The sequence below is a fragment of the Flavobacterium sp. genome, from assembly GCF_046317795.1.
Taxonomy (GTDB): Bacteria; Bacteroidota; Bacteroidia; order Flavobacteriales; family Flavobacteriaceae; genus Flavobacterium.
Genome location: NZ_JBKCVI010000005.1, coordinates 1 through 22,463, shown reverse-complemented (window position 1 = coordinate 22,463; position 22,463 = coordinate 1). Strand labels below are relative to the sequence as shown.

At 32.3% G+C, this 22,463-nt stretch carries 20 protein-coding genes; 18 read left to right on the top strand and 2 right to left on the bottom strand.

The window, feature by feature from the left end; genetic code table 11:
• The 11 genes from ACK5ON_RS00230 to ACK5ON_RS00180 all read left to right on the top strand — a co-directional run.
• Positions 1 to 295 (top strand): mechanosensitive ion channel domain-containing protein (locus ACK5ON_RS00230; RefSeq protein WP_409818753.1); only part of this gene is annotated, 295 nt, incomplete at its 5' end.
• Positions 296 to 418: 123 nt separating this feature from the next.
• Positions 419 to 1,063: a leucine-rich repeat domain-containing protein gene (locus ACK5ON_RS00225; RefSeq protein WP_396173300.1), complete on the top strand. Its 645-nt coding sequence runs from the start codon at positions 419 to 421 to the stop codon at positions 1,061 to 1,063.
• A gap of 2 nt (positions 1,064 to 1,065) precedes the next feature.
• The gene (locus ACK5ON_RS00220; protein ID WP_396173298.1) at positions 1,066 to 1,770 is read left to right on the top strand and encodes a TerC family protein; all 705 of its coding nucleotides are present in this window, start codon (positions 1,066 to 1,068) and stop codon (positions 1,768 to 1,770) included.
• A 2-nt stretch (positions 1,771 to 1,772) separates the two neighbouring features.
• Positions 1,773 to 2,483 (top strand): DUF2490 domain-containing protein, encoded by a 711-nt coding sequence (locus tag ACK5ON_RS00215; protein ID WP_409818750.1) that lies wholly within the window; start codon positions 1,773 to 1,775, stop codon positions 2,481 to 2,483.
• 8 nt (positions 2,484 to 2,491) lie between these two features.
• The gene (locus ACK5ON_RS00210; RefSeq protein ID WP_396173295.1) at positions 2,492 to 3,166 is read left to right on the top strand and encodes a TetR/AcrR family transcriptional regulator; all 675 of its coding nucleotides are present in this window, start codon (positions 2,492 to 2,494) and stop codon (positions 3,164 to 3,166) included.
• 2 nt (positions 3,167 to 3,168) lie between these two features.
• Entirely contained in the window at positions 3,169 to 4,836 is a 1,668-nt protein-coding gene (locus tag ACK5ON_RS00205; RefSeq protein ID WP_409818748.1) for a peptidase domain-containing ABC transporter, read from the top strand.
• Positions 4,837 to 4,838: 2 nt separating this feature from the next.
• Entirely contained in the window at positions 4,839 to 6,185 is a 1,347-nt protein-coding gene (locus ACK5ON_RS00200; protein WP_396173291.1) for an HlyD family secretion protein, read from the top strand.
• Entirely contained in the window at positions 6,185 to 7,573 is a 1,389-nt protein-coding gene (locus ACK5ON_RS00195) for a TolC family protein (protein ID WP_409818745.1), read from the top strand. Before ACK5ON_RS00200 ends, ACK5ON_RS00195 begins: the two co-directional genes overlap by 1 nt.
• 42 nt (positions 7,574 to 7,615) lie before the next feature.
• Entirely contained in the window at positions 7,616 to 8,446 is an 831-nt protein-coding gene (gene map, locus ACK5ON_RS00190; RefSeq protein ID WP_396173287.1) for a type I methionyl aminopeptidase, read from the top strand.
• Entirely contained in the window at positions 8,447 to 8,821 is a 375-nt protein-coding gene (locus ACK5ON_RS00185) for a GxxExxY protein (protein ID WP_396173285.1), read from the top strand. It begins immediately after the preceding gene.
• A 17-nt stretch (positions 8,822 to 8,838) separates the two neighbouring features.
• Complete coding sequence (locus ACK5ON_RS00180) at positions 8,839 to 9,714, top strand: class I SAM-dependent methyltransferase (RefSeq protein WP_409818741.1); 876 nt, start codon at positions 8,839 to 8,841, stop codon at positions 9,712 to 9,714.
• A gap of 51 nt (positions 9,715 to 9,765) precedes the next feature.
• Here ACK5ON_RS00180 and ACK5ON_RS00175 read toward each other — a convergent pair whose 3' ends face one another.
• The gene (locus ACK5ON_RS00175; RefSeq protein ID WP_409818739.1) at positions 9,766 to 12,570 is read right to left on the bottom strand and encodes a M16 family metallopeptidase; all 2,805 of its coding nucleotides are present in this window, start codon (positions 12,568 to 12,570) and stop codon (positions 9,766 to 9,768) included.
• Positions 12,571 to 12,757: 187 nt separating this feature from the next.
• Between ACK5ON_RS00175 and ACK5ON_RS00170 the strand changes: the two genes are divergently transcribed.
• From ACK5ON_RS00170 to ACK5ON_RS00155, 4 genes are all read left to right on the top strand, one after another.
• A complete protein-coding gene (locus tag ACK5ON_RS00170) occupies positions 12,758 to 14,011 on the top strand; it encodes a DUF5103 domain-containing protein (RefSeq protein WP_409818737.1) in 1,254 nt (417 codons plus the stop codon).
• Between the two features lie 73 nt (positions 14,012 to 14,084).
• Positions 14,085 to 14,471, top strand: a complete 387-nt coding sequence (apaG, locus tag ACK5ON_RS00165; RefSeq protein WP_396173278.1) for a Co2+/Mg2+ efflux protein ApaG — start codon at positions 14,085 to 14,087, stop codon at positions 14,469 to 14,471.
• Between the two features lie 143 nt (positions 14,472 to 14,614).
• A complete protein-coding gene (gene pruA / locus ACK5ON_RS00160) occupies positions 14,615 to 16,243 on the top strand; it encodes an L-glutamate gamma-semialdehyde dehydrogenase (RefSeq protein WP_409818734.1) in 1,629 nt (542 codons plus the stop codon).
• A 112-nt stretch (positions 16,244 to 16,355) separates the two neighbouring features.
• Positions 16,356 to 18,653: a T9SS type A sorting domain-containing protein gene (locus tag ACK5ON_RS00155; protein WP_409818732.1), complete on the top strand. Its 2,298-nt coding sequence runs from the start codon at positions 16,356 to 16,358 to the stop codon at positions 18,651 to 18,653.
• 44 nt (positions 18,654 to 18,697) lie between these two features.
• On the opposite strand, the gene rsmG is transcribed toward ACK5ON_RS00155, so the two are convergent.
• Positions 18,698 to 19,327 (bottom strand): 16S rRNA (guanine(527)-N(7))-methyltransferase RsmG, encoded by a 630-nt coding sequence (rsmG, locus tag ACK5ON_RS00150; protein WP_409818730.1) that lies wholly within the window; start codon positions 19,325 to 19,327, stop codon positions 18,698 to 18,700.
• 108 nt (positions 19,328 to 19,435) lie between these two features.
• Between rsmG and ACK5ON_RS00145 the strand changes: the two genes are divergently transcribed.
• The 3 genes from ACK5ON_RS00145 to ACK5ON_RS00135 all read left to right on the top strand — a co-directional run.
• On the top strand, positions 19,436 to 20,533 hold the full coding sequence (locus tag ACK5ON_RS00145) for a fatty acid desaturase family protein (RefSeq protein WP_409818728.1): 1,098 nt from the start codon (positions 19,436 to 19,438) through the stop codon (positions 20,531 to 20,533).
• Between the two features lie 124 nt (positions 20,534 to 20,657).
• Positions 20,658 to 21,845: a pyridoxal phosphate-dependent aminotransferase gene (locus tag ACK5ON_RS00140; RefSeq protein ID WP_409818727.1), complete on the top strand. Its 1,188-nt coding sequence runs from the start codon at positions 20,658 to 20,660 to the stop codon at positions 21,843 to 21,845.
• Positions 21,846 to 21,927: 82 nt separating this feature from the next.
• Positions 21,928 to 22,463 (top strand): ATP-grasp domain-containing protein (locus tag ACK5ON_RS00135; RefSeq protein ID WP_409818725.1); only part of this gene is annotated, 536 nt, incomplete at its 3' end.

Genomic DNA, 22,463 nt, shown 5'->3' with positions numbered 1-22,463 from the left:
TGAAATAGCCATTTTCGCGAGTACCATTCTAACCGCTTTAGGGATTGCTTTTTTCGCACAATGGTCTTTGTTATCTAACATTACATCGAGTATCATTTTATTCTTTAACCATCCGCTAAAAATTGGTGATTGTATCGAAGTTTTAGATAAAGATTATCCCTTTTCTGGAGAAATTTCTGATTTGACTTACTTTTTTGTTCATCTTAAAACAAAAGAAGGAGAAATTATTACCATACCAAACTCATTACTATTGCAAAAGTCAATTTCAATAATTGAAAAAAAATCGAGTTCATAAATACATCCACACGAAACAAACACCAGTACTTTGCCATATTTTTTTACATAAATAAAAGTTAAATTTTCTTTTTTGATAGTATTACTATTATATTTGCACATTGAAACTTTAAACTATATAATTATGAAACGTATTGTACTGATTGTATTAATTTTTTTATTAGGCAATACTGTAGCTTTTGCACAAATAGAAAATGTACCTAGTACAAACAAGTATTCCAACTTAAAAGATGCTTTGTTAACACCAGAAAAGGTTATAAGTCTTGACCTTGGCAATCAAAATTTAATTTTAGAGGATATCAAATGGGAAGTATTTACCAATCTAGAATACTTGAGCTTAAAAAATGATAACTTGACTATAATTCCTGAAGGAATTTCTAAACTTAATAAATTAAAAATACTGGATTTGAGTGGTAACAATTTCAAAACACTACCAAAAACGATGAAAAGTTTATCAAAACTAGAAGTTTTATACCTTAACGATGAAAAACAATTTGATTTAGAAAAAAACATGGATATTCTATCTAGTTTACCAATGTTAAAAGAATTACATCTCGAAAATGATAATTTAAAATCCTTACCAAAAAAATTCGATAAGCTGGATTCATTAGAGTTGTTGTATTTAAACAATAATCAATTAAAGGAATTACCAAAACAAATAATGAGTTTACAGCATTTGCAATACCTAGATTTAAAAGACAACCAAATAAACCCTAACCTACCAGAATTAAACAATATAAATTTTGGTTTCCGCATTAATTTAAAATAAAAATGACAGAAATAGTAGTCCCTTTATTATCGCTTATTTGCTTAGAAGTTATCTTAGGAATAGACAATATTATTTTTATCTCTATTTTGGCAGATAAATTACCCGAAAGCCAACGAAACAAGCTTCGCTATTGGGGAATTGGATTGGCCATGGTAATGCGATTATGTTTGTTAGCGCTTATCTCTTGGATTTTAAAATTGGATAAAACCTTATTCACCATTTCTGATGTTGAATTTTCAGGAAAAGGACTCATTCTAATTATTGGAGGTTTGTTCTTGATTTATAAAAGTACCAAAGAAATCTATCATAAAACAGAAGCCCTCAAATCACCCGAAGCAGAATTACCAAAAAAGGGCAGTTTTGGCAAACTATTGGGAGAAGTGATCATTTTGGATTTGGTATTTTCTATAGACTCAATTATTACGGCAGTTGGCATGGTTCAAGAATTATGGATCATGTATACCGCTGTAATTGTGACTGTTCTAATCATGCTGGTCGCTTCAAAACCTATTAGCGAATTTATCACGAAACACCCATCGTTTAAAGTATTAGCATTATGTTTCTTAATGATGATTGGCGTTTCGCTAATTGCCGAAGGATTTCATTTTGAAATTCCAAAAGGATACATCTATTTCTCAATGGCTTTTGCATTTTTAGTGGATGTAATACAAATGAATACAATAAAACCTAATAAAACAGTTTCATAAAAATGAAAAAAAATATTTGTGTTTTATTTCTTTTTATTGTTTGCAATTCGGTTGCACAAAATGGTCTTGGTTCCTGGAATATTCTAAATGTTACTATGAAAATAAATTCAAAATGGAGTGTTTTTACCGAAGGTCAAATTCGGAGTCTATCATTTTATAATCAATTTCATTATTATGAAATAAAAGTGGGTGCAACCTACAAAATAAAACCAAATTTTTCAGTTACAACAGGCATTGGAGATTACAATACCTATAGCGAAGGTGGAAATTTTGAAAAGCCAATGCAAAACAATGAAATTCGAACTTGGGCTCAAGTCAATTTAAAAAACCCTTTCGATTATATCGTTTTTGAACATCGATACCGAGCGGAACAACGATTTACTTCAAACGGATACCGAAATAGATTTAGGTATCGATTATCAGCTGTGGTTCCATTACAAGGAAAAAAAATAGTACCTAAAACTTTTTATCTGTCGGCTTGGAATGAAATTTTCTTTACCGACAACGAACCTTTTTTTGAAAGAAACCGACTTTTCATTGGAGGCGGATATGAGTTTTCTGAAAGTTTAGCCATACAAACAGGTTATATCCATCAATTTGATTATAAAATTAATGATGAAACCGGACGCGATTTCTTTAACTTAACACTTTTATACAATTTTGATTTAAAGAAAAAAGAAAAACACGATTTTCATCCATCAACAAATGACTAACTAAAATTATGAACGATTTATTATTATCATTAAAAATACAAGTCAATGACAAAATTTATGTCAAAGACCCAGAGACATCAAGTCTTGGAAGAAAAATTATTCAGGAAAGTATCATTTTAATAGATGAAATAGGATTTGAAAATTTCACTTTCAAAAAATTGGGAGAACGAATTGGTTCCAATGAAAGTTCCATTTATCGGTATTTTGAAAGTAAACACAAATTATTGGTTTATCTTTCCTCTTGGTATTGGGGTTGGATAGAATATCGATTGGTTTTTTCAACAAATAATATCGAAAACCCAATAGAGAAACTAAGAAAAGCTATCGCGATAGTTACAGAAAAAATAGAAGACGACTCTTCTACTGAACATATAAATGAGTCTTTACTTAACAAAATCATTATTGCAGAATTCACTAAAACATTGCTTACTAAAGAAGTTGATGAAGAAAATAAAGAAGGATTTTTTCTAATATATAAAAGAGTCATCAATAGATTAGTACAAATGATTGAAGCTGTAAACTCTGATTATACTTTTTCAAAAAGTTTGGCTTCGTCTATTGTTGAAGGTGCTTTGCATCAGCATTTTCTAAAAAATCATTTGAAAACAATAACGAACTGCAATCAAAATGTTTCACCAACTGAATTTTATATAAATTTAGTTACCAAAACTTTAAATTCGTAATCATGAAATTAACGCCGTTAAACCGTTTAACAAATTTATTAAAGTTAGATAGGAAAGATATTTTACAAGTGTTTTTTTATGCCATTTTTGCTGGGTTAGTGAGTTTATCTTTACCCTTAGGCATTCAAGCAATTATCAATTTAATTCAATCAGGCAGGGTAAGTGTTTCCTGGATCGTGCTTGTGGTGATTGTTATTATTGGTGTAGCCTTAGTAGGTATTTTATCCATCATGCAACTAAGAATAACCGAAAATTTACAACAAAAAATATTTGTTCGTTCCTCTTTTGAGTTTAGCTACCGATTACCTAAAATAAAATTTGAGGAATACTACAATCAATATCCTCCAGAATTAGCCAATCGCTTTTTTGATACCATAACCATTCAAAAAGGAGCATCAAAGTTGTTAATCGATTTTTCCACAGCTCTTTTACAAATCATATTTGGAATTATTCTTCTTTCCTTATACCATCCTGTTTTTATATTCTTCGGACTTGTATTAATTTCATTATTGTATATCATTTTTAAATTTTCATTTGCATCGGGGCTTGATACAAGCATGAAAGAATCAAAATACAAATATAAAGTTGTTGGATGGCTTCAAGAAATTGCAAGAAATAATTTTAGTTTCCGCAAAAAAAACAATTATGAATTTGCATTAAAAAAGAACGACAAATTAGTGAGTGAATACCTAAAATATCGTGAAAGGCATTTTTCCATTATCAAAAGACAATACACACAACTTATCGTGTTTAAAGTAATTATTACGGCGGGTTTGCTACTAATTGGTGGTTTTTTGGTCTTAAATCAACAAATGAATATTGGACAATTCGTGGCTGCAGAAATTATTATTTTATTAGTCATAAATTCGGTGGAAAAAATAGTTGTTGGATTGGAAACATTTTATGATGTATTAACAGCTGTCGAAAAGATTGGGCAAATCACCGATCTTCAAATAGAAGTTTCTCAAGATACCACAAATGAAATTTGTTACAATAACATAACTCTTGAGGCAGAAAACATTAAATTTAAATTTTCAGACTCTCCCGATTTTATATTGAATGACATCAATTTAAAAATACAAAACGAAGAAAAAATACTACTTGATGGAAACAATGGCTCTGGTAAAACTACCTTGATTAGGATACTTTGCGGATTATTAGACCCTGTCTCTGGTTCGCTATTTATCAACGACGATACCTACAGGAAAATTGATTTAGAACAATATCGTTCACAAATTGGAACAATTCTTACTGGAGAAACTCCTTTTGAAGGAACAATACTAGAAAACATTACCTTTAAAAATCCATCAATTACACAAGACCAAATAAAATGGGCGATTGATAGTGTAAAACTTGGTTCTTTTATTAAATCTTTGCCCAATGGATTAGATACAAAAATACTTCCAGAAGGAAAACAATTATCTTCATCAAATGCACAAAAAATACTTTTAGCAAGAAGCATTATCAATAATCCCAAAATACTTTTCTTCGAAGAAGCTTTGGATAAAATGGATACAGAAATAGCAAAAGAAGTAATAGATTTCCTAACAGCTAAGGAGAACAAATGGACATTAATTGTATCGTCAAAAAATTCCTATTGGAAAGAAAAATGTACACGAACAATTACTATGACAGAAGGAACAATAATTAACGATACTAAAACGATTTAATTATGCTTAATATTTCTAATAAAAATCATATAACAGAAAATATTGAAAAGTATAGCACTGTAAAATATTTAAGTGAAAGACCTCATTACAAAATTTTAAATAAAATAATTATTGGTGTGTCTATTTTATGCTTGATTATATTATTTCTACCCTGGACACAAAATATTTCTGGATCTGGTGCTGTAACAACGCTAAAACCAGATCAAAGACCACAAACTATTCAAACCCCTATTGCTGGACGAATTGAAAAATGGTATGTAAAAGAGGGAGATTTTGTAAACAAAGGAGATACTATTTTGTTTATTTCGGAAATCAAAGAAGATTATCTTGATCCAAATTTGGTTAAAAATACCGAAAACCAAATGAAAGCTAAAGAAATGTCTCAAATTTCTTATGCAGATAAAGTTACCACACTCGACTCTCAGATAGAAGCGATAAAAAGAGAACGCAATTTAAAACTACAACAAGCTCAAAACAAAATTCGTCAAGGCGTTTTAAAAGTTACCAGTGATAGTATTGATTTAGTAGCGGTAAAAACACAATTAAAAATTGCAAACACGCAGTATAATCGAGCCATTGCATTGAACAAAGAAGGTTTAAAACCTATGACTGATGTAGAAGAAAAACGATTGAAATTACAAGACGCTGATGCTAAAATAATTACCCAAGAAAACAAATTATTGACCAGTAAAAACGAACTAATTAATGCCAAAGTAGAAATCAACAGAATTAGTGCTGAGTATAATGAAAAAGAGCAAAAAGCAAGAAGTGACCAATTCACCGCTTTAAGCAATAAATTTGATACCGAAGCGCAGGTAAATAAGTTGAAAAACCAAGTTGTGAATTATCAAATCCGAAATGGAATGTATTATATAAAAGCACCTCAAAACGGAACCATAAACAGAGCATTACAAGCTGGTCTTGGTGAAACCGTAAAAGAAGGTACACAAATAGTAAGCATTGCGCCTGCAAAATTTGACATCGCAGTAGAAACTTATGTATCACCAACCGATTTACCGCTAGTGCACAAAGGGGAAAAAGTAAGAGTTTGGTTTGATGGTTGGCCTACTGTAGTTTTTTCTGGCTGGCCAGGAATGAGTTACGGGACATTTGGCGGTAAAATTGTTGCAGTAGAAAACTTTATTAGTTCAAACGGAAAGTTTAGAGTTCTTATTGCACCGGACTCAGAAGAGGAAGCATGGCCAAAACAAGTGAGTATTGGCTCAGGCGCACAAACATTAGCTTTATTAGACAATGTTCCTGTATGGTTTGAATTATGGCGAACGCTCAACGGATTCCCACCAAATTATTATCAACCTAAAGAAACGGGAACAAAAGATAAAAAATAATGAAACAACTTTTTTACATACTTTTCTTTATCAGCTTTAGTCTTTTTGGACAAAATGTAATTCAAAAAGAACTCACTTTCAATGAGTATTTAGGATACGTAAAAAAATACCATCCGTTGGTCAAAAGTGCCAATCTTGAAATTAGTCAAGCACAAGCAAATATGATGATGGCTCGTGGTGGCTTTGACCCTAAAATTGAAGTTGATTTTGAACAAAAAAAATTCAAAGACAGCGAATACTATTCTATTTTAAACAGTAGCTTTAAAATCCCAACTTGGTATGGAATTGAAATAAAAGCTGGGTTTGATAACAGTGAAGGAGTTTTTTTAAATCCCGAAAATACAATGCCCAATCAAGGTTTGACTTCTTTGGGAATTAATGTTCCCATTGGTCAAGGATTATTTATTAATCAAAGAATGGCCGATTTACGAAAAGCCAAGATACAATTAAGTCTTAGTCAAGCTGAGCGAAATTTAATGGCAATCGCGGTGCTCTATGATGCATCTATCGCTTACTTTAATTGGAAAAGAAATTTCAATGAAGTAAAAATGTATGAAACCTACCTAGTTAATGCCAATATACGATATAAAGGAATAGAAAATTTAATTAAAGAAGGTGATAAACCTGCTATAGATAGTGTTGAAGCAGGAATCATCGTGAGAAATAGAAAATTAAGTTTAGAAGACAGTCAATTAAAATTAGCGAAAGCAAAGCTAGAACTTTCCAACTATTTGTGGCTAGAAAACAATATTCCTATGGAATTACAGGATAGTATTATTCCCGAAGAAAATTTAATGTTTACCGTCAAGGAAACACTGCGCACCAATGAATTAATGGTCGCCAATCAATCTATTGCCAATAACCCAAAAATAAATGCATTAGAAAATAAAATACAAATGCTCGATGTTGAAAGAAAATTAAAAGCCAATATGCTCTTGCCTAAAATTGATCTTGGCTATTCCTATCTATCTGAACCAAGTGCGTTTGACCAATATAAATTTCAGGATTATAAAGTGGGTCTTAATTTTTATTTCCCGTTATTCTTAAGAAAAGAAAGAGGAAGTTTGAAAATTACAAAATTCGAAATGCAAGATGCACAATTCAATCTTGACCTCGAGAAGGTACAATTAACCAATAAAATAATCGCACAACAAACTGAAATTGCATCTCTCGAAAAACAAAAAAAACTTATTGACGATCTTGTAAAAGACAATCAAACGATGCTAAACTCCGAAGAGCGCTTGTTTACTTTTGGTGAAAGCTCTTTATTTTTAATCAATACCCGAGAAAATAATTTAGTCAACGTACAAATTTCCCAACTATCTATTGAAAATCGGTACTTCAATTCAAATGCCGAGTTATTTAAAATCATGGCAAATCCTGAATAGATAGTGGTAAAATAGTTACTTTTGCCGACTGATATTTAAATAATGATTATACAAAAAACAAGAGAACAAATAGAATTGATGCGCGAAAGTGCTCTAATTGTATCCAAAACATTAGGCATGATTGCTTCAGAAATAAAACCTGGCGTAACCACATTATATTTAGATAAATTGGCAGAAACTTTTATTAGAGATCATGGTGCTGAACCAGGATTTTTAGGATTATACGGTTTTCCTAATTCACTTTGCATGAGTCCAAATGCTCAAGTAGTTCATGGTATTCCGAATAATAATCCGCTGCAAGAAGGCGATGTAATCTCGGTAGATTGTGGTGTATTGAAAAACGGATTTTATGGCGACCATGCTTACTCTTTTGAAATTGGAGAAGTTGCGCCCGAGGTTAAAAAACTACTTCAAGTGACCAAAGAAAGTCTTTACGTTGGAATTCGTGAATTCAAAATCGGAAATCGTGTGGAAGATGTGGGAAATGCCATTCAAAAATATACTGAATCTCATGGATATGGAGTCGTTCGCGAACTTGTTGGTCACGGACTAGGAACAAAAATGCACGAAGATCCCGAAATGCCCAATTATGGCAAACGAGGAAGAGGAAAACTATTTGTAGAAGGAATGACAGTTGCCATTGAACCCATGATTAATATGGGAACCAAAAACATAAAACAACTCAAAGACGGCTGGACAATCCTCACTGCCGACGGAAAACCAAGTGCTCATTTTGAACATAATGTGGCGCTAATTGATGGAAAACCAGAGTTGCTCTCCACTTTTGATTATGTTTATAAAGCTTTGGGAATTGTCAGTAATGAGGAAGAGGAGTTTAGAAACACAAATTTCACAAATTTGCACAGATTGTAAATGGAAGATTTTTATTTAAAAGAGGAAACATATAAAATAATTGGCCTGTGTATGAAAGTCCATAAAATTTTAGGCAAAGGACATAGTGAAAATGTATATGGAGATGCCTTGGAATATGAGTTTAAGATGAATAATATAAAATACGAAAGAGAAAAAAAATATAATATTGAGTATAAAGAAATTATACTTCCTAGATATTATTTTTCAGACTTTACTGTTTTTGATGAAATCATTTTAGAATTAAAAGCTATTGAAAGTTTATCAAGTAGTGAAATAAAACAAACATTAAATTATTTAGCTGCTTCAAAAAATAAATTAGGATTATTAATCAATTTTGGTGAGGACAGTTTAAAATATAAACGAGTTATTCTTTAATTTAATCTGTGAAATCTGTGAAATCTGTGTTTAAATTTATCCTAAATACCATACCAAGACCCATTCTTATTCGATTAAGTATCGTGATTAGACCAATTTTAGCTATTTTGTTAAAAGGAAGTCGATATACTGACCCAATTGACGGGAAAAGTTTCCGAATGTTTTTGCCCTATGGTTATGGAACCCAAAGAAACAATGTCCTTTCACCAAGCACACTTTCGTTAGAAAGACATCGTTTATTATGGTTGTATTTGCAAAATGAAACCGATTTTTTTTATTCTGAACTTGTTTCAGAATCTAATGAACTTGTTTCAGAATCTAATGAACCTGTTTCAGATTCTCCTATCTCAAAAAATAAAAGAATAAAGTTAAGAAATGCTGAAACGAATTCAGCATTAAAAGTTCTCCACTTTGCCCCTGAACAAGAGTTTTACAAACGTTTCAAAAAGCAAAAGAATATTGACTATACCACAACCGATTTGCTTTCGCCCTTGGCAGATGTAAAAGCAGACATTTGTAATTTACCTTTTGAAGACAATACTTATGATATTATTTTTTGCAATCACGTTTTAGAACACATTCCTAATGATACCAAAGCCATGCAGGAATTGTATCGCGTTTTAAAGCCGGGCGGAATGGGCATTTTTCAAATTCAGCAGGATTTATTAAGAGCCACCACTTTTTCAGACGATACGATTGTTGACCAAAAAGAACGTGCCAAAATATTTGGACAATACGACCACGTTCGCGTTTATGGAAGAGATTATTTTGACAAGCTACGAAGTATTGGTTTTAAAGTAGTCGAGGAAGATTATACCAACAAAATTGCACCTGAATTAGTCGAAAAATATTGCTTAGCCAAAGGAGAAATTATTCCAGTTTGTTTTAAATAAAAAAGCCAACACACTTTTCAGTATGTTGACTTTTATATAAATGTTAAAAACTTATTCGGGCATTAAAATACCAATGGTTTTATCTTTTGATAAATATTTCACAGCCACATCTTGAATTTCTTTTGCGGTTACTGCCTTCACATTCTCAGAAGCAACTAAAATATCCTCTGGGCTTGAACCATTCATAAAAGACTTAGTGAAATTAGTCATCCAATACCGGTTTTCTTTCATTTTCTTTTTATACTCCATAGCTTCGGCTTCTTTGTATTTATTCACATCTTTTTCCTCTGGTCCGTTTTTGATAATTTTATCCAATTCAGTCAAAGCAGATGCAATTAATTTTTCGGCATTTTCAGGTCCGCATGGAAATCCTATATTGAAATTATAGGAACCATAAGGCATTTTATTCATGCTTCCTCGTGCACTTACACCATAAACGCCACTTTCGTTTTCTCTTAATTCTTCAATCAATTTAATGGTTAATACCTCGCCAAGTGCTGTCATAGCTATAGCTTCTTTTGGAGAGTAAGTAGCATCGCCATAATACATAATAGTTACATTGCTTTTTGGATCTTTACCTTTTTTGACTACTTTTTTGATATCTCCTTTTAATAATCGATAACCTAAATCTTTAGCACTTTCCTTAACATTATTTGAAGGAAGAGATGCGATATATTTTTTGGAAAATTCCTCCATTGTGGCATCGTCAACATTTCCTACGAAGAAAAATTCAAAATCTCCAGCATTGGCAAAACGTTCTTTGTATTTATTATAAGCCAATTGATAATCTACTTCAGCCCATTTCTCTTTTGTTGGCACTATTCCGTTCCATCTCGGATTTTCTTTATTCAAATAAGTGTAAAATTCTTGTTGAAAATAAAAACTCGGTTGCGACATCATATTTTCAAAAAAGTTCGATTGTTTTTGTTTGTAACCTTCAAAAGCAGCTGCATTTAAATTCAAATCGGTAAAATAAGCGTGTACCATTTGAAAAGCATATTCTAAATCTTTTGGAGTAGTACTTCCTCTAAAACCTTCGGTTGTGTTGCTAATATATGGTGATACACTGGCTATTTTCCCTGCCATAAACTTGTCGATATCATTTTGGTCTAATCCCGAAAAACCAGCTTCGGTTAATCCTCCGTTAGCAAATTGAACCTTTTTCATTTCGTCGTTGGTGTATAAATTTGATCCACCAAAACTTAATGCCTCCAATAGAATTTCATCATTTTTGAAGTCGGTTTTCTTGTAGGTTACTTTAGCTCCATTTGATAAAGTTAAAGTGGTCGATCCAATTTTATCATTGGTTTCTTTTTTTACCACCGAACCCGCTTTTACTGGATTGCGTAACAAACTACTGGCAACTGCTCTGTCTTCATACGGTTTCAAATCATTAGCATTTACTTTCAGTGCAGCTAAAACTTCTTGTTCGGTTACTTTTTTTAATCCTTCTTTTTCGGGTGAAGTAATTACTACTACTTTATTATCATCTTTTAAATAGTCTTTAATTAAAACATTTACATCGTTTAGAGTAATGGTTGGCAATAAATTTTTAGTTGCATTAAATGACCATTCTGCATCTGGAGAGGGTGATTGTTCTAAAAAATTAGATTGGTACCGCCATACGTAATCTTCGGATTCTTTTTTATCTCTGTCTTTATAACTACTTTCACTTCTTGCCAAAATTTCTGATTTAGCTCTTTCAAATTCTCCTGTTGTGAAACCAAATTTTTTGACTCTCTCATTTTCGGTAACCAAAACTTTCAATGCTTCAATTTGTTTGGACTCATCAATCATGGCAAAAGATTGGAATGCTTCCTTATTTCGAGCAAATGTTCCGCCGTGATATGTAAAACCATAAGTAAATGGAGGTGTGGGTGAATTTGTTAATTCGTTCAATCGATTGTTCAACATGGTGGAGAATAAACCTTCGGTCAAGTTTTCTTTAAGGTCATTAATTGTTTTAACTTTCTTTGGCAAACCATAATCTTTATACAACAATTGAATCTGAGTTTGAGCTGCTTCTTTATCACTTTCAATTGCAACAAATGTTTCTTTGTGATTTGGCACATCAAAAGTTTTTCTGGGTTTTTCATTTTTTGGGTTTTGATAACTTTCAAAATGGTCTTTAATTTTCTTCTCCATTGCTGCTACATCAATATCACCCACAACAATTACACTCATCAAATTAGGTCGGTACCAATCTTTATAAAAACTTATCAATTTATCATATTTGAAGTTTTCTAAAATTTCTTTTTTACCAATTGGTAAACGATTGGCATATTGAGAATTGTACATCATTTTCGGAATATACTTGTCTTCCATTCTTTTATCGGCACCAAGACCTAAACGATATTCCTCAAGCACAACACCTCTTTCTTTGTCAATTTCTTCGGGAGTTAAATTGGCATTAAAGGCCCAATCCTCTAAAATTTGAAATCCTTTTTCTAGCTTCTCTGGATTATCCGATGGGATTGGAAGAAAATAAACCGTTTCATCAAAACTCGTGTAGGCATTTAAATGTTGCCCGAATTTTACCCCGATACTTTGTAAATAATCCACCAATTGATTTTTTGGAAAACGCTTTGTTCCATTAAAACACATATGCTCCATAAAATGCGCCAATCCTTGTTGATCATCGGTTTCGAGAATGGAACCAGCATTAATTACCAAACGCAAATCAACTTTGTTTTCGGGTTTTGTGTTTCTTCTAATGTAGTATGTTAGCCCATTTTTTAGGGTTCCTTTTTTTACATTTGCATCAAAGGGAATTGCGTCTGTGCCTTTTAAGTCCTGAGCAAAAATTGCTACTGGAATTAATAAAAGGACTAGTACCGATTTTAAAATTTGTTTCATAAAGTTAAGTTTATTGTTTATATAAAGATTATAACGGATAAAGATTACATTTATTGTGAAACTAAGAAAAAAAATACTTTCAAAATACTTTTAACAAAATATTAGCGTTACAATATCGTAATGAAAAAAAACGGCTCAATTCATGTGATAAATAATTATTATATTTACCATTCGAAAATTAAAAACTATGTTTAAAAAGCGGATTTTCACTTTTATATTTATAATTATTTCAGGATTAATTTTTTCTCAAAAAGAAAAAGAAATTACTCCACCTTACTATATAAAAACAGTTTCTTTTATTCAAAATAAACAAAACGTTATTCCTATTTTCAGATTGGGTGATAATTTTCAGTTTATTTTTGATGATTTACATGGATCAGAAGCCAATTATTTTTACACACTCACACATTGTGATTATGATTGGAAACCCTCACAATTAGTAAAACAAGAATACATCACAGGATTTGATGATCAAAGAATTCAGGATTATACTAATTCCATAAACGCACTTCAAATTTATTCTCACTACAGAGTTTCATTTCCAAACAAGCTTACAAGTTTTAGAGTAAGTGGTAATTATGTTATAAAAATTTTAAATGATGACAAAGAAGTAATCTTCTCTAAAAAATTTATTTTATACGAAGAAATTGTTTCCGTCCCAATGAAAGTTAGAATTGCCCGAACTTTAAATAATGTAAATCAAAAACAAAATTTAGATTTTTCAATAAAAACAAGTGCTTTTTTATTTCAAAGCCCACTAACTAATGTAAAAGTAATGCTTTTGCAAAATGGTAGATGGGACACTGCAATTACTAATATTAAACCACAATTTACAATTGGTAATGATTTAATTTACAAATATGATACAGAAACTCAATTTTGGGGTGGAAACGAATTTTTAAATTTTGAAAACAAAGATATTCGAGCAGCAAATAATAGTATTGCTTACATAAATTCACTCGGCGGATTGTATTGCGCTCATTTATATCCAAACTCACCAAGAGGAAAAGCTCCATACACCTACTTTCCTGATATTAATGGTAATTTTATTATTAATAATATAGGTGCAGAAAACAATGAAATTGAAGCAGATTATGTTTGGGTTTACTTTACGCTTAATGCGCCAAACAAGTTTGGAGATAAAGCTATATATGTCAATGGTATGTTCAACAATTTTGCTTTAAATGAAGAAAACAAAATGGAGTTTAATATAGAAAAAGGGGTTTTTGAAAAGGCAATTATGATTAAACAAGGTTTTACCAATTTTCAATATGTGCTAGCGGATTCAAAAGGAAAAATTGATGAAGAAAATGCTATTGATGGAAATTACAATATAACCGAAAATAACTATTTCGCTTTGGTTTATTATCGAGAAAATAACCAACGATTTGATAGAATTATAGGAAAAGGCATGGCAACCTCGGTTGACATTACAAATTAAAAAAATTTAACATCAAATTTACTTTACAAATTTTATTTTTCGTAAATTTGGCATCATTAAATAAGCAAAACTCATGGTTACACAGATAACAAGAGGCATAAAAATTTCGGTTTTGACGAGTTTTGAAGGCACATACTTCAAAAATCACAAGATTCATTTTGCCTTTAGTTATGAAATTACCATCGAAAACCACAGCAAAGACTCTGTACAATTGTACACTAGGCATTGGGAAATTTTAGACTCATTGAATGAAATTGAAATTGTTGATGGCGAAGGTGTGGTAGGTAAAAAACCTGTTCTAAAACCTGGTGAAAAATACATCTATAATTCTGGTTGTTTATTATCTTCACCATTCGGAGCGATGGGTGGTTATTTCAATATGATAAACTTTACTTCTACTAACAATTTTAAAGTTATAGTGCCAACTTTCAAACTTAGCGCACCTTTTGCTTTAAATTAGTATCTTTATTTAAAAGGGAATTCATCTTTAATTCCTTGTTGTCAAAAATTCAAAAATTCCTTTGTACTTTTGTTTAAAATAAATAATTCGCATTATTTAACTTTTTTAATTATCGTATTTACTAATTATCTAATAAATAAATTATGCTAAAAGGATTTTTTCATGTCCCAAAAGCGGTTAATGAACCCGTAAAATCATACGTACCAAACTCTCCTGAAAAAGCAGCCGTTTTAGCTGCATACAAAAAAATGTGGAACGAAACTATTGATGTTCCAAACTACATTGGAAGCGAAGAAATTCGTACTGGAAATACTAGAAACATGACTGCTCCTCACGACCATCAACATATAGTAGGAACATATCATTTGGCTGAAAAAAAACATATCGAACAAGCAGTTAGCGCAGCTCTTGAAGCTAGGCAAAAATGGGCAAACATGGCTTGGGAACAAAGAGCCGCTATCTTTTTGAAAGCAGCTGAATTAATCGCTGGACCTTACCGTGCCCGAATAAATGCAGCAACCATGATTGCACAATCCAAAACTATTTTTCAAGCCGAAATTGACGCTTCCTGTGAGTTGATTGACTTCTTGCGTTACAATGTTGAATTCATGACCCAAATCTATAACGACCAACCGAAATCAATTTCAGATATTTGGAACCGAGTGGAATATCGCCCATTGGAAGGTTTTGTGTATGCAATAACTCCGTTTAACTTTACGGCTATTGCTGCAAACTTACCTGCAAGCGCTGCTTTGATGGGTAATGTTGTGGTTTGGAAACCAAGCGATAGCCAGGTTTTTTCGGCAAAAATTATTATCGATGTTTTCAAAGAAGCTGGTGTGCCTGATGGCGTAATCAACGTTGTTTTTGGTGATCCAGTAATGATTACCGATACTGTTTTGGCTTCTCCAGATTTTGCTGGAGTTCATTACACAGGTTCGACTTTTGTATTCAAAGAAATTTGGCAGAAAATTGGAAATAACATTCATACATACAAAACCTATCCAAGAATTGTAGGCGAAACGGGTGGAAAAGACTTTGTTTTAGCCCATCCAAGTGCCAATGTAAAACAAGTGGTTACTGGAATTACTCGTGGAGCATTTGAATTCCAAGGGCAAAAATGTTCCGCTGCATCCAGAGCTTATATTCCAAAGAGTTTATGGCAAGCCGTAAAAGAGCAACTAATAACCGATGTAAAATCAATGAAAATGGGTTCGCCTGAGGATTTTGGAAACTTTATTACGGCTGTAATTCACGAAAATTCTTTTGATAAATTAGCAAGCTACATCGACCAAGCAAAAAAAGATTCTGATGCCGAAATCATTGTGGGCGGAAACTACGACAAAACAAAAGGTTATTTCATCGAACCAACCGTTATTGTTACAACCAATCCAAAGTATGCTACTATGGAAACGGAACTTTTTGGACCTATAATGACTATTTATGTTTACGAAGATGCAAAATGGAAACAAACATTAGAATTAGTTGACACCACTTCGGAATATGCATTAACAGGAGCCGTATTCAGCCAAGACCGTTACGCTATTGAAGAAGCAACATTGGCTTTACAAAACAGTGCTGGGAACTTCTATATCAATGACAAACCAACCGGTGCCGTTGTGGGCATGCAACCCTTTGGTGGTGCAAGAGCTTCGGGAACGAACGATAAAGCGGGTTCCATGCAAAATTTATTACGTTGGGTTTCCCCAAGAACCATCAAAGAAACTATGGTTACTCCTGAGGATTATCGTTATCCGTTTTTGGGGGAATAGGTTTTTTTTCAACCATCGTATTAAATTTCAAGCTTTTACATAAAATTTTTATTCCATTGAAAATAGATTCTTTGTATATTTGATAACTTAAAAATAAATTATAATTCTGATTATGAAATTAAAAATTACACTACTGCTTTTTTCTCTCTTTTCACTTTTAAGCTTTGCACAGGACAAATCGTATGATTTATTGAAAGACAAAACAGAAACTAAGATTCTTTATGACAGAGTTTTTGGGATTTCAAATGCAACAGAACAAAGAAAAACAGAAATAACGGCAAATTATTTCATGCAGGTTTATCATGAAATGCAACGTGCCGATTTTTTAAATCGATTGCCAAAACTCGATTTTATTCGAGAACAAGCCAATATTGGTTTTGCTCAGAATCAAATTCCGTTGAGTATTTTAATTTCAGATTTTGAAAAAATCAGTAAAACTACTTCTGAAAATGGTGATTTATTTTTAAATGAAAACCGTCAATTTCAATTAAGACGAAATGCTCAAAATGTTTTTGAAAAACATAGTCTAAATCTAATTTCTCCTATTGCGCTAAAATCAAAATCCAGTCAGGTGACTTTTGTTTTAAAAGATAATTTGATTTTTAATACCACCAATAGAAATATTACAAGTATTGCTATTCAAGCAAAAAAAGATGAAAATTGGAAAACAATTTCGACTAATGTTCCTTTCCAAATCAATTTTTCTGAAAATGGAAAACAAACTGTAAATTGTAAAATTATATTATCTAATGGAGATATTATTTATGAGTCTTTCATTATTACTATTGAAGATCAAAATAACGGAACAGCCAATAAAGATAATTCGCAAAACCTACAACCTAGTGCAGTAACTACAATCACAGCAGCAACTCCCTATCAAGGTTTTGGTGAAACTACAGCTTTTTTGGGACAAGGAGAATATGAAATTTTTCCTGATACTGTTGACGGCATTTTAGACAAGCCTATCTTTCTAGTTGATGGTTTTGATCCTGGTGATAGCAGAAATATTGCTGCTATTTATGCTGGACTTAATTATGGGACTAATCAAAATCTAGCTGATTTTTTAAGAACACAAGGATTTGACATTGTTCTTTTAAATTTTCCAACATACACAAGACCTAATACCACAACAGTAGTTGATGGTGGTGTAGATTTTATTCAAAGAAACGCTTTTGTGCTGGTATCATTAATCAATCAAATAAACGCTCAAAAAGTAGGAAATCAAAAAAACGTGGTTATTGGCCCTAGTATGGGTGGTTTAATTTCGAGGTATGCATTACGTTATATGGAAATGAATAATATTAATCATGATACACGACTTTTTATTTCATTTGATTCACCGCATCAAGGCGCTAATGTTCCAATAGGATTTCAACATTTATTCAATTACTTAGCTTATGGTCCACTTGGAAATGTAACTGTACAACCAGTTGTAAACGGATTAATAAAAAGTCCTGCTGCAAGACAAATGCTAATTGATCATATGGAAGGTCATTTACAAACGGGTAGTTTGTTTGAATTTAACACCGCTTCAAATTCTCTTTTACCCACTGGTGCTCCAAATTATAGAACAGAATTCCAAAATGAGCTAAACTCAATGGGTTTTCCGCTTAATACAAGAAATGTTTCTATCTCAAACGGAGCTGGAAATGGGGCAAACAATTACAGCCCAGATTTTGAAGTAATGAATTATACATTAAATATAACGCCAACACAACGAGCAATAATTAATTTAAGATTTACACCAGCTGCAAATCAAACAAATCAAGTAAGTCGTTTTAGAGGCCAACAATATGTTGTGCTTTTTTGGATTACTGGTTTTGAAAGTTTGGCCAATTCAAAAGCTCCAACATTTACAGCCGGCTTAGATACTGCACCAGGAGGACGATTTGATATAACTGGTTTTTCAAACGGACTTGGAACTGACCCTATCTTAACACAATTTTTCGATAATCTCAATGCAGACTATTTTACTTTCATCCCAACTTGGAGTTCAATGGCTGTAGGAAATACAAACAACTTATATTCGCCAATAACTTCATCTACAACAACACCTTTTGCCGCATCTTTAATCCCAACAGTAAATGAAAATCACGTTACTTTGAATGCAAATAATGTAGCTTTTGCTTTGAACGAAATTTTAAATGGCACTTTAACTACAGTGAATCCTGTTTTTGAAACACTTTGGATAAAAAATCCTGTTTCAAATACTATTGAAATAAATACTTCCTATGCTATTGACAATGCATCGGTTTCAATTTCAGATATGTTAGGCAAAACCATTTATCAGTCAAAAAACAACAATATCAATGGAACATTTGAAATTCCAGTTTCTTTGACAAAAGGAGTTTATCTCATTACTATTGGAAATGAAAGTGGAAATGTGACAAAGAAAATTGTGAAGAATTAATACTAAAAAAGTCCTCTCGTTCTGAAAAAATGAGAGGACTTTTTTTATGCTTTACATTTAAGTGGCAAATGCACCACTTTTTTGGTTTCAAAAAATTCATCTTTAAAGAATTCAGAGATGTTATATTCGTTTGCTTTTGGAAAGTCTTTTAATTCTTCGGTTAAATCACCGCCTTTTAAATAAAGTATTCCGTTTGGTAATTGATGTTTGTTTTGTTTTTTGATTTTGTATTTAATCCATGAAACAAAATCAGGCATGTTGGTCACCGCTCGACTTATAATGAAATCATAATCGCCTTTTACGTTTTCGGCACGCATTTGTTCGGCCTTTACATTTTTTAATGCTAATGCTTCGGCAACTGCTTTTACTACATTTATTTTTTTCAGAATAACATCTATCAAATAAAAACGGGTTTCAGGAAAAAGTATCGCTAAGGGAATTCCAGGAAAACCACCACCAGTTCCCACATCAAGAATATAGGTTCCGGGTTCAAACGGCTGTATTTTGGCTATAGCCAACGAATGCAAAACGTGTTTGGTATATAATGCATCAATGTCTTTACGGGAAATCACATTAATCTTTGCATTCCAATCCTGATATAACGCTTCGAGTTTTTGAAACTGTAGTATTTGATTATCAGTAAGATTAGGAAATTGTTTGATAATTTCTTCCATAAAATGAATTTTGAACAAAAATACTGCTTTTGGTTAATAATTATGATTTGTTTATAATCTTTAAAATATTATAATAATTATCTTTGGGCAAAAATTAATTTATTTTAAATGGATACCACAACACCTATATTTTCTAAAAACGATAGTTTAAAATTTTTTAGAACCCTAAATTCTAGAGTTAATAACTATTTTAAAGAAAATAATATTCAAAAAACTGGAAATTGGAAATTACACTTGAAAACAATTATTTTGTTTAGTGTTTTCCTAACTCCTTACTTTTTAATAATTACATTAACTTCTATGCCATTTTGGGTTTTCTTTTTACTCTCTATCGTCATTGGAATTGGTATGGCAGGAATAGGAATGAACGTAATGCACGATGGAAATCACGGTTCCTATTCTAATAAAAATTGGATTAATAAATTTATGGGAGGAACTATATATATTTTGGCTGGTAATGTATACAATTGGCAAGTACAACACAATGTATTGCACCATACCTACACCAACATACATGGACATGATGAAGATTTAGACGCGGGAAGAATTATCCGTTTTACAAAAGATGCAAAATGGTATAGTTTTCACAAATTTCAACATTATTATTCTGTTTTTTTGTACGGATTATTGACCTTCAATTGGTCATTAACAACTGATTTTAAACAGATGAAAGCTTATTTGAAAAGAAAATTATCATATGGCGACGTTAAATCTCCTAAAATACTTTGGACGACTTTGGTAATTACAAAAGTTATTTATTTTTCGATTTGGATTGTACTTCCTATGATTTTAGGAGTATTGTGGTGGAAAGTTTTAATTGGTTTTTTTGTTATGCATTACACAGCAGGATTAATTTTGAGCATCGTTTTTCAATTGGCACATGTTATTGAAGATGCTTCAAATCCGAAACCTAATGAAGAAGGTGAAATGGAAAATACATGGGCTATTCATCAATTGTTTACCACCGTAAATTTTGCTCCCAAAAATTGGCTCGTAAATTGGTATACTGGCGGATTAAATCATCAGATTGAGCACCATCTTTATCCAAACATTAGCCACATACATTACGGAAAAATAGCTAAAATAGTAAAAGAAACAGCTAAAGAATGTAATTTACCCTATCACGAATACCGAACAATGCGAAGTGCCGTTATTGCTCATTTCAAACATTTAAAAGAATTGGGAAGACAACCTCAATTAGCCTAAAATTTTAAATGAAGAATTTTTAACCATTAAGATATTAAGCAATATTAAGCACCAAAAATCTTAATTTTCTTAATACCTTAATGGTTTTTATTTTAAAATATAAAATATTTAATTACAACACAACATGAACAACCTATTATCGGATAGAATAAATAATTTATCAACGTCACAAACGCTGGCAATGGCTGCCTTAGCTAGAGAATTAAAAGCCCAAGGAAAAGACATTATCAGTTTGAGTTTGGGTGAACCCGATTTTAATACCCCTGATTTTATAAAAGAAGCGGCAAAAAAAGCCATCGATGAAAACTACAGCACCTATTCTCCTGTAGATGGTTATTTAGAGTTAAAAGAAGCCATTTGCCGAAAATTCAAACGCGATAATAACTTAGAATACAATCCAGCCAATATCGTAGTTTCAACTGGTGCCAAACAATCGTTGTATAATATTGCTCAAGTAATGTTGAATGATGAAGATGAAGTTATTCTTCCGGCACCGTATTGGGTTTCCTATTTTGAAATTATCAAATTATCGGGTGGCGTTCCTGTAGAAGTACCAACTTCAGTTGAAACCGATTTTAAAATGACCGCTGAACAATTAGAAAAAGCCATCACTCCTAAAACCAAAATGATGTGGTTCAGTTCACCCTGTAATCCGAGTGGTTCGGTTTATAATCGGGAAGAGTTAACGGCTATTGGCAAAGTATTAGAAAAGTATCCAAACATTTATATCGTTTCAGACGAAATCTACGAACATATCAATTTTTCAGGAACATTTTGCAGCATCGGTTCTATTCCCGGTTTATTTGAAAGAACTATTACCGTGAATGGTGTTGCCAAAGCTTTTGCCATGACCGGTTGGAGAATTGGCTATATTGGCGCACCCGAATTTATTGCCAAAGCGTGTACCAAAATGCAAGGACAAGTGACTTCAGGAGCCAATTCTATTGCACAAAGAGCTACTATTACAGCGGTTGATGCCGACCCAAAAGTGTTGAACGACATGGTAACTGCTTTCAAAAACCGTAGAGATTTAGTGGTTAGATTGGCTGCAGCAATTCCAGGATTAAAAACTACTATTCCTGATGGTGCTTTCTATCTTTTTCCAGATGTTTCTTCTTATTTTGGAAAAACATTGCGTGGAAAATTGATTAACAATGCCGATGATTTCTCGATGTATTTATTATCAGAAGCCAATGTTGCCACGGTAACAGGTGACGCTTTTGGAAATCCAAATTGCATCCGAATTTCTTATGCCACCAGTGAAGAATTACTAACCGAAGCTTTCAAAAGAATTGCGGCAGCTTTAGTATAACAATTTATAATATAAAACCATTAAGGTATTAAGTTTCATTAAGTGTAATTCTTAATTATCTTAATGGTTTAAAAATATTCAAATGTCAAAAATACTATTATTAGGTTCCGGAGAATTAGGAAAAGAATTTGTTATTGCGGCGCAGCGCATAGGGCAAACCGTTATTGCTGTCGACAGTTATGAAAATGCACCGGCTATGCAAGTCGCTCACGGATTTGAAGTCATCAACATGCTTGATGGTTCCGAACTTGACCGCATCGTAGCCAAACATCAACCTGATTTTATCGTTCCCGAAATAGAAGCCATCAGAACGGAGCGTTTTTATGATTACGAAAAGCAGGGAATAACCGTTGTTCCATCGGCAAAAGCAGCCAATTTTACCATGAACCGAAAAGCCATACGCGATTTGGCAGCCAAAGAATTGGGATTAAAAACGGCAAATTATCGGTATGCCACTTCTGCTGAAGAATTACAAAAGGCAGTAACCGAAGTTGGCATTCCCTGTGTCGTAAAACCTTTGATGAGCTCTTCTGGCAAAGGACAATCGACCATCAAAACCGAAGCCGAAATTAAAAAAGCATGGCACTATGCCGAAGAAGGTTCTCGTGGCGATATTGT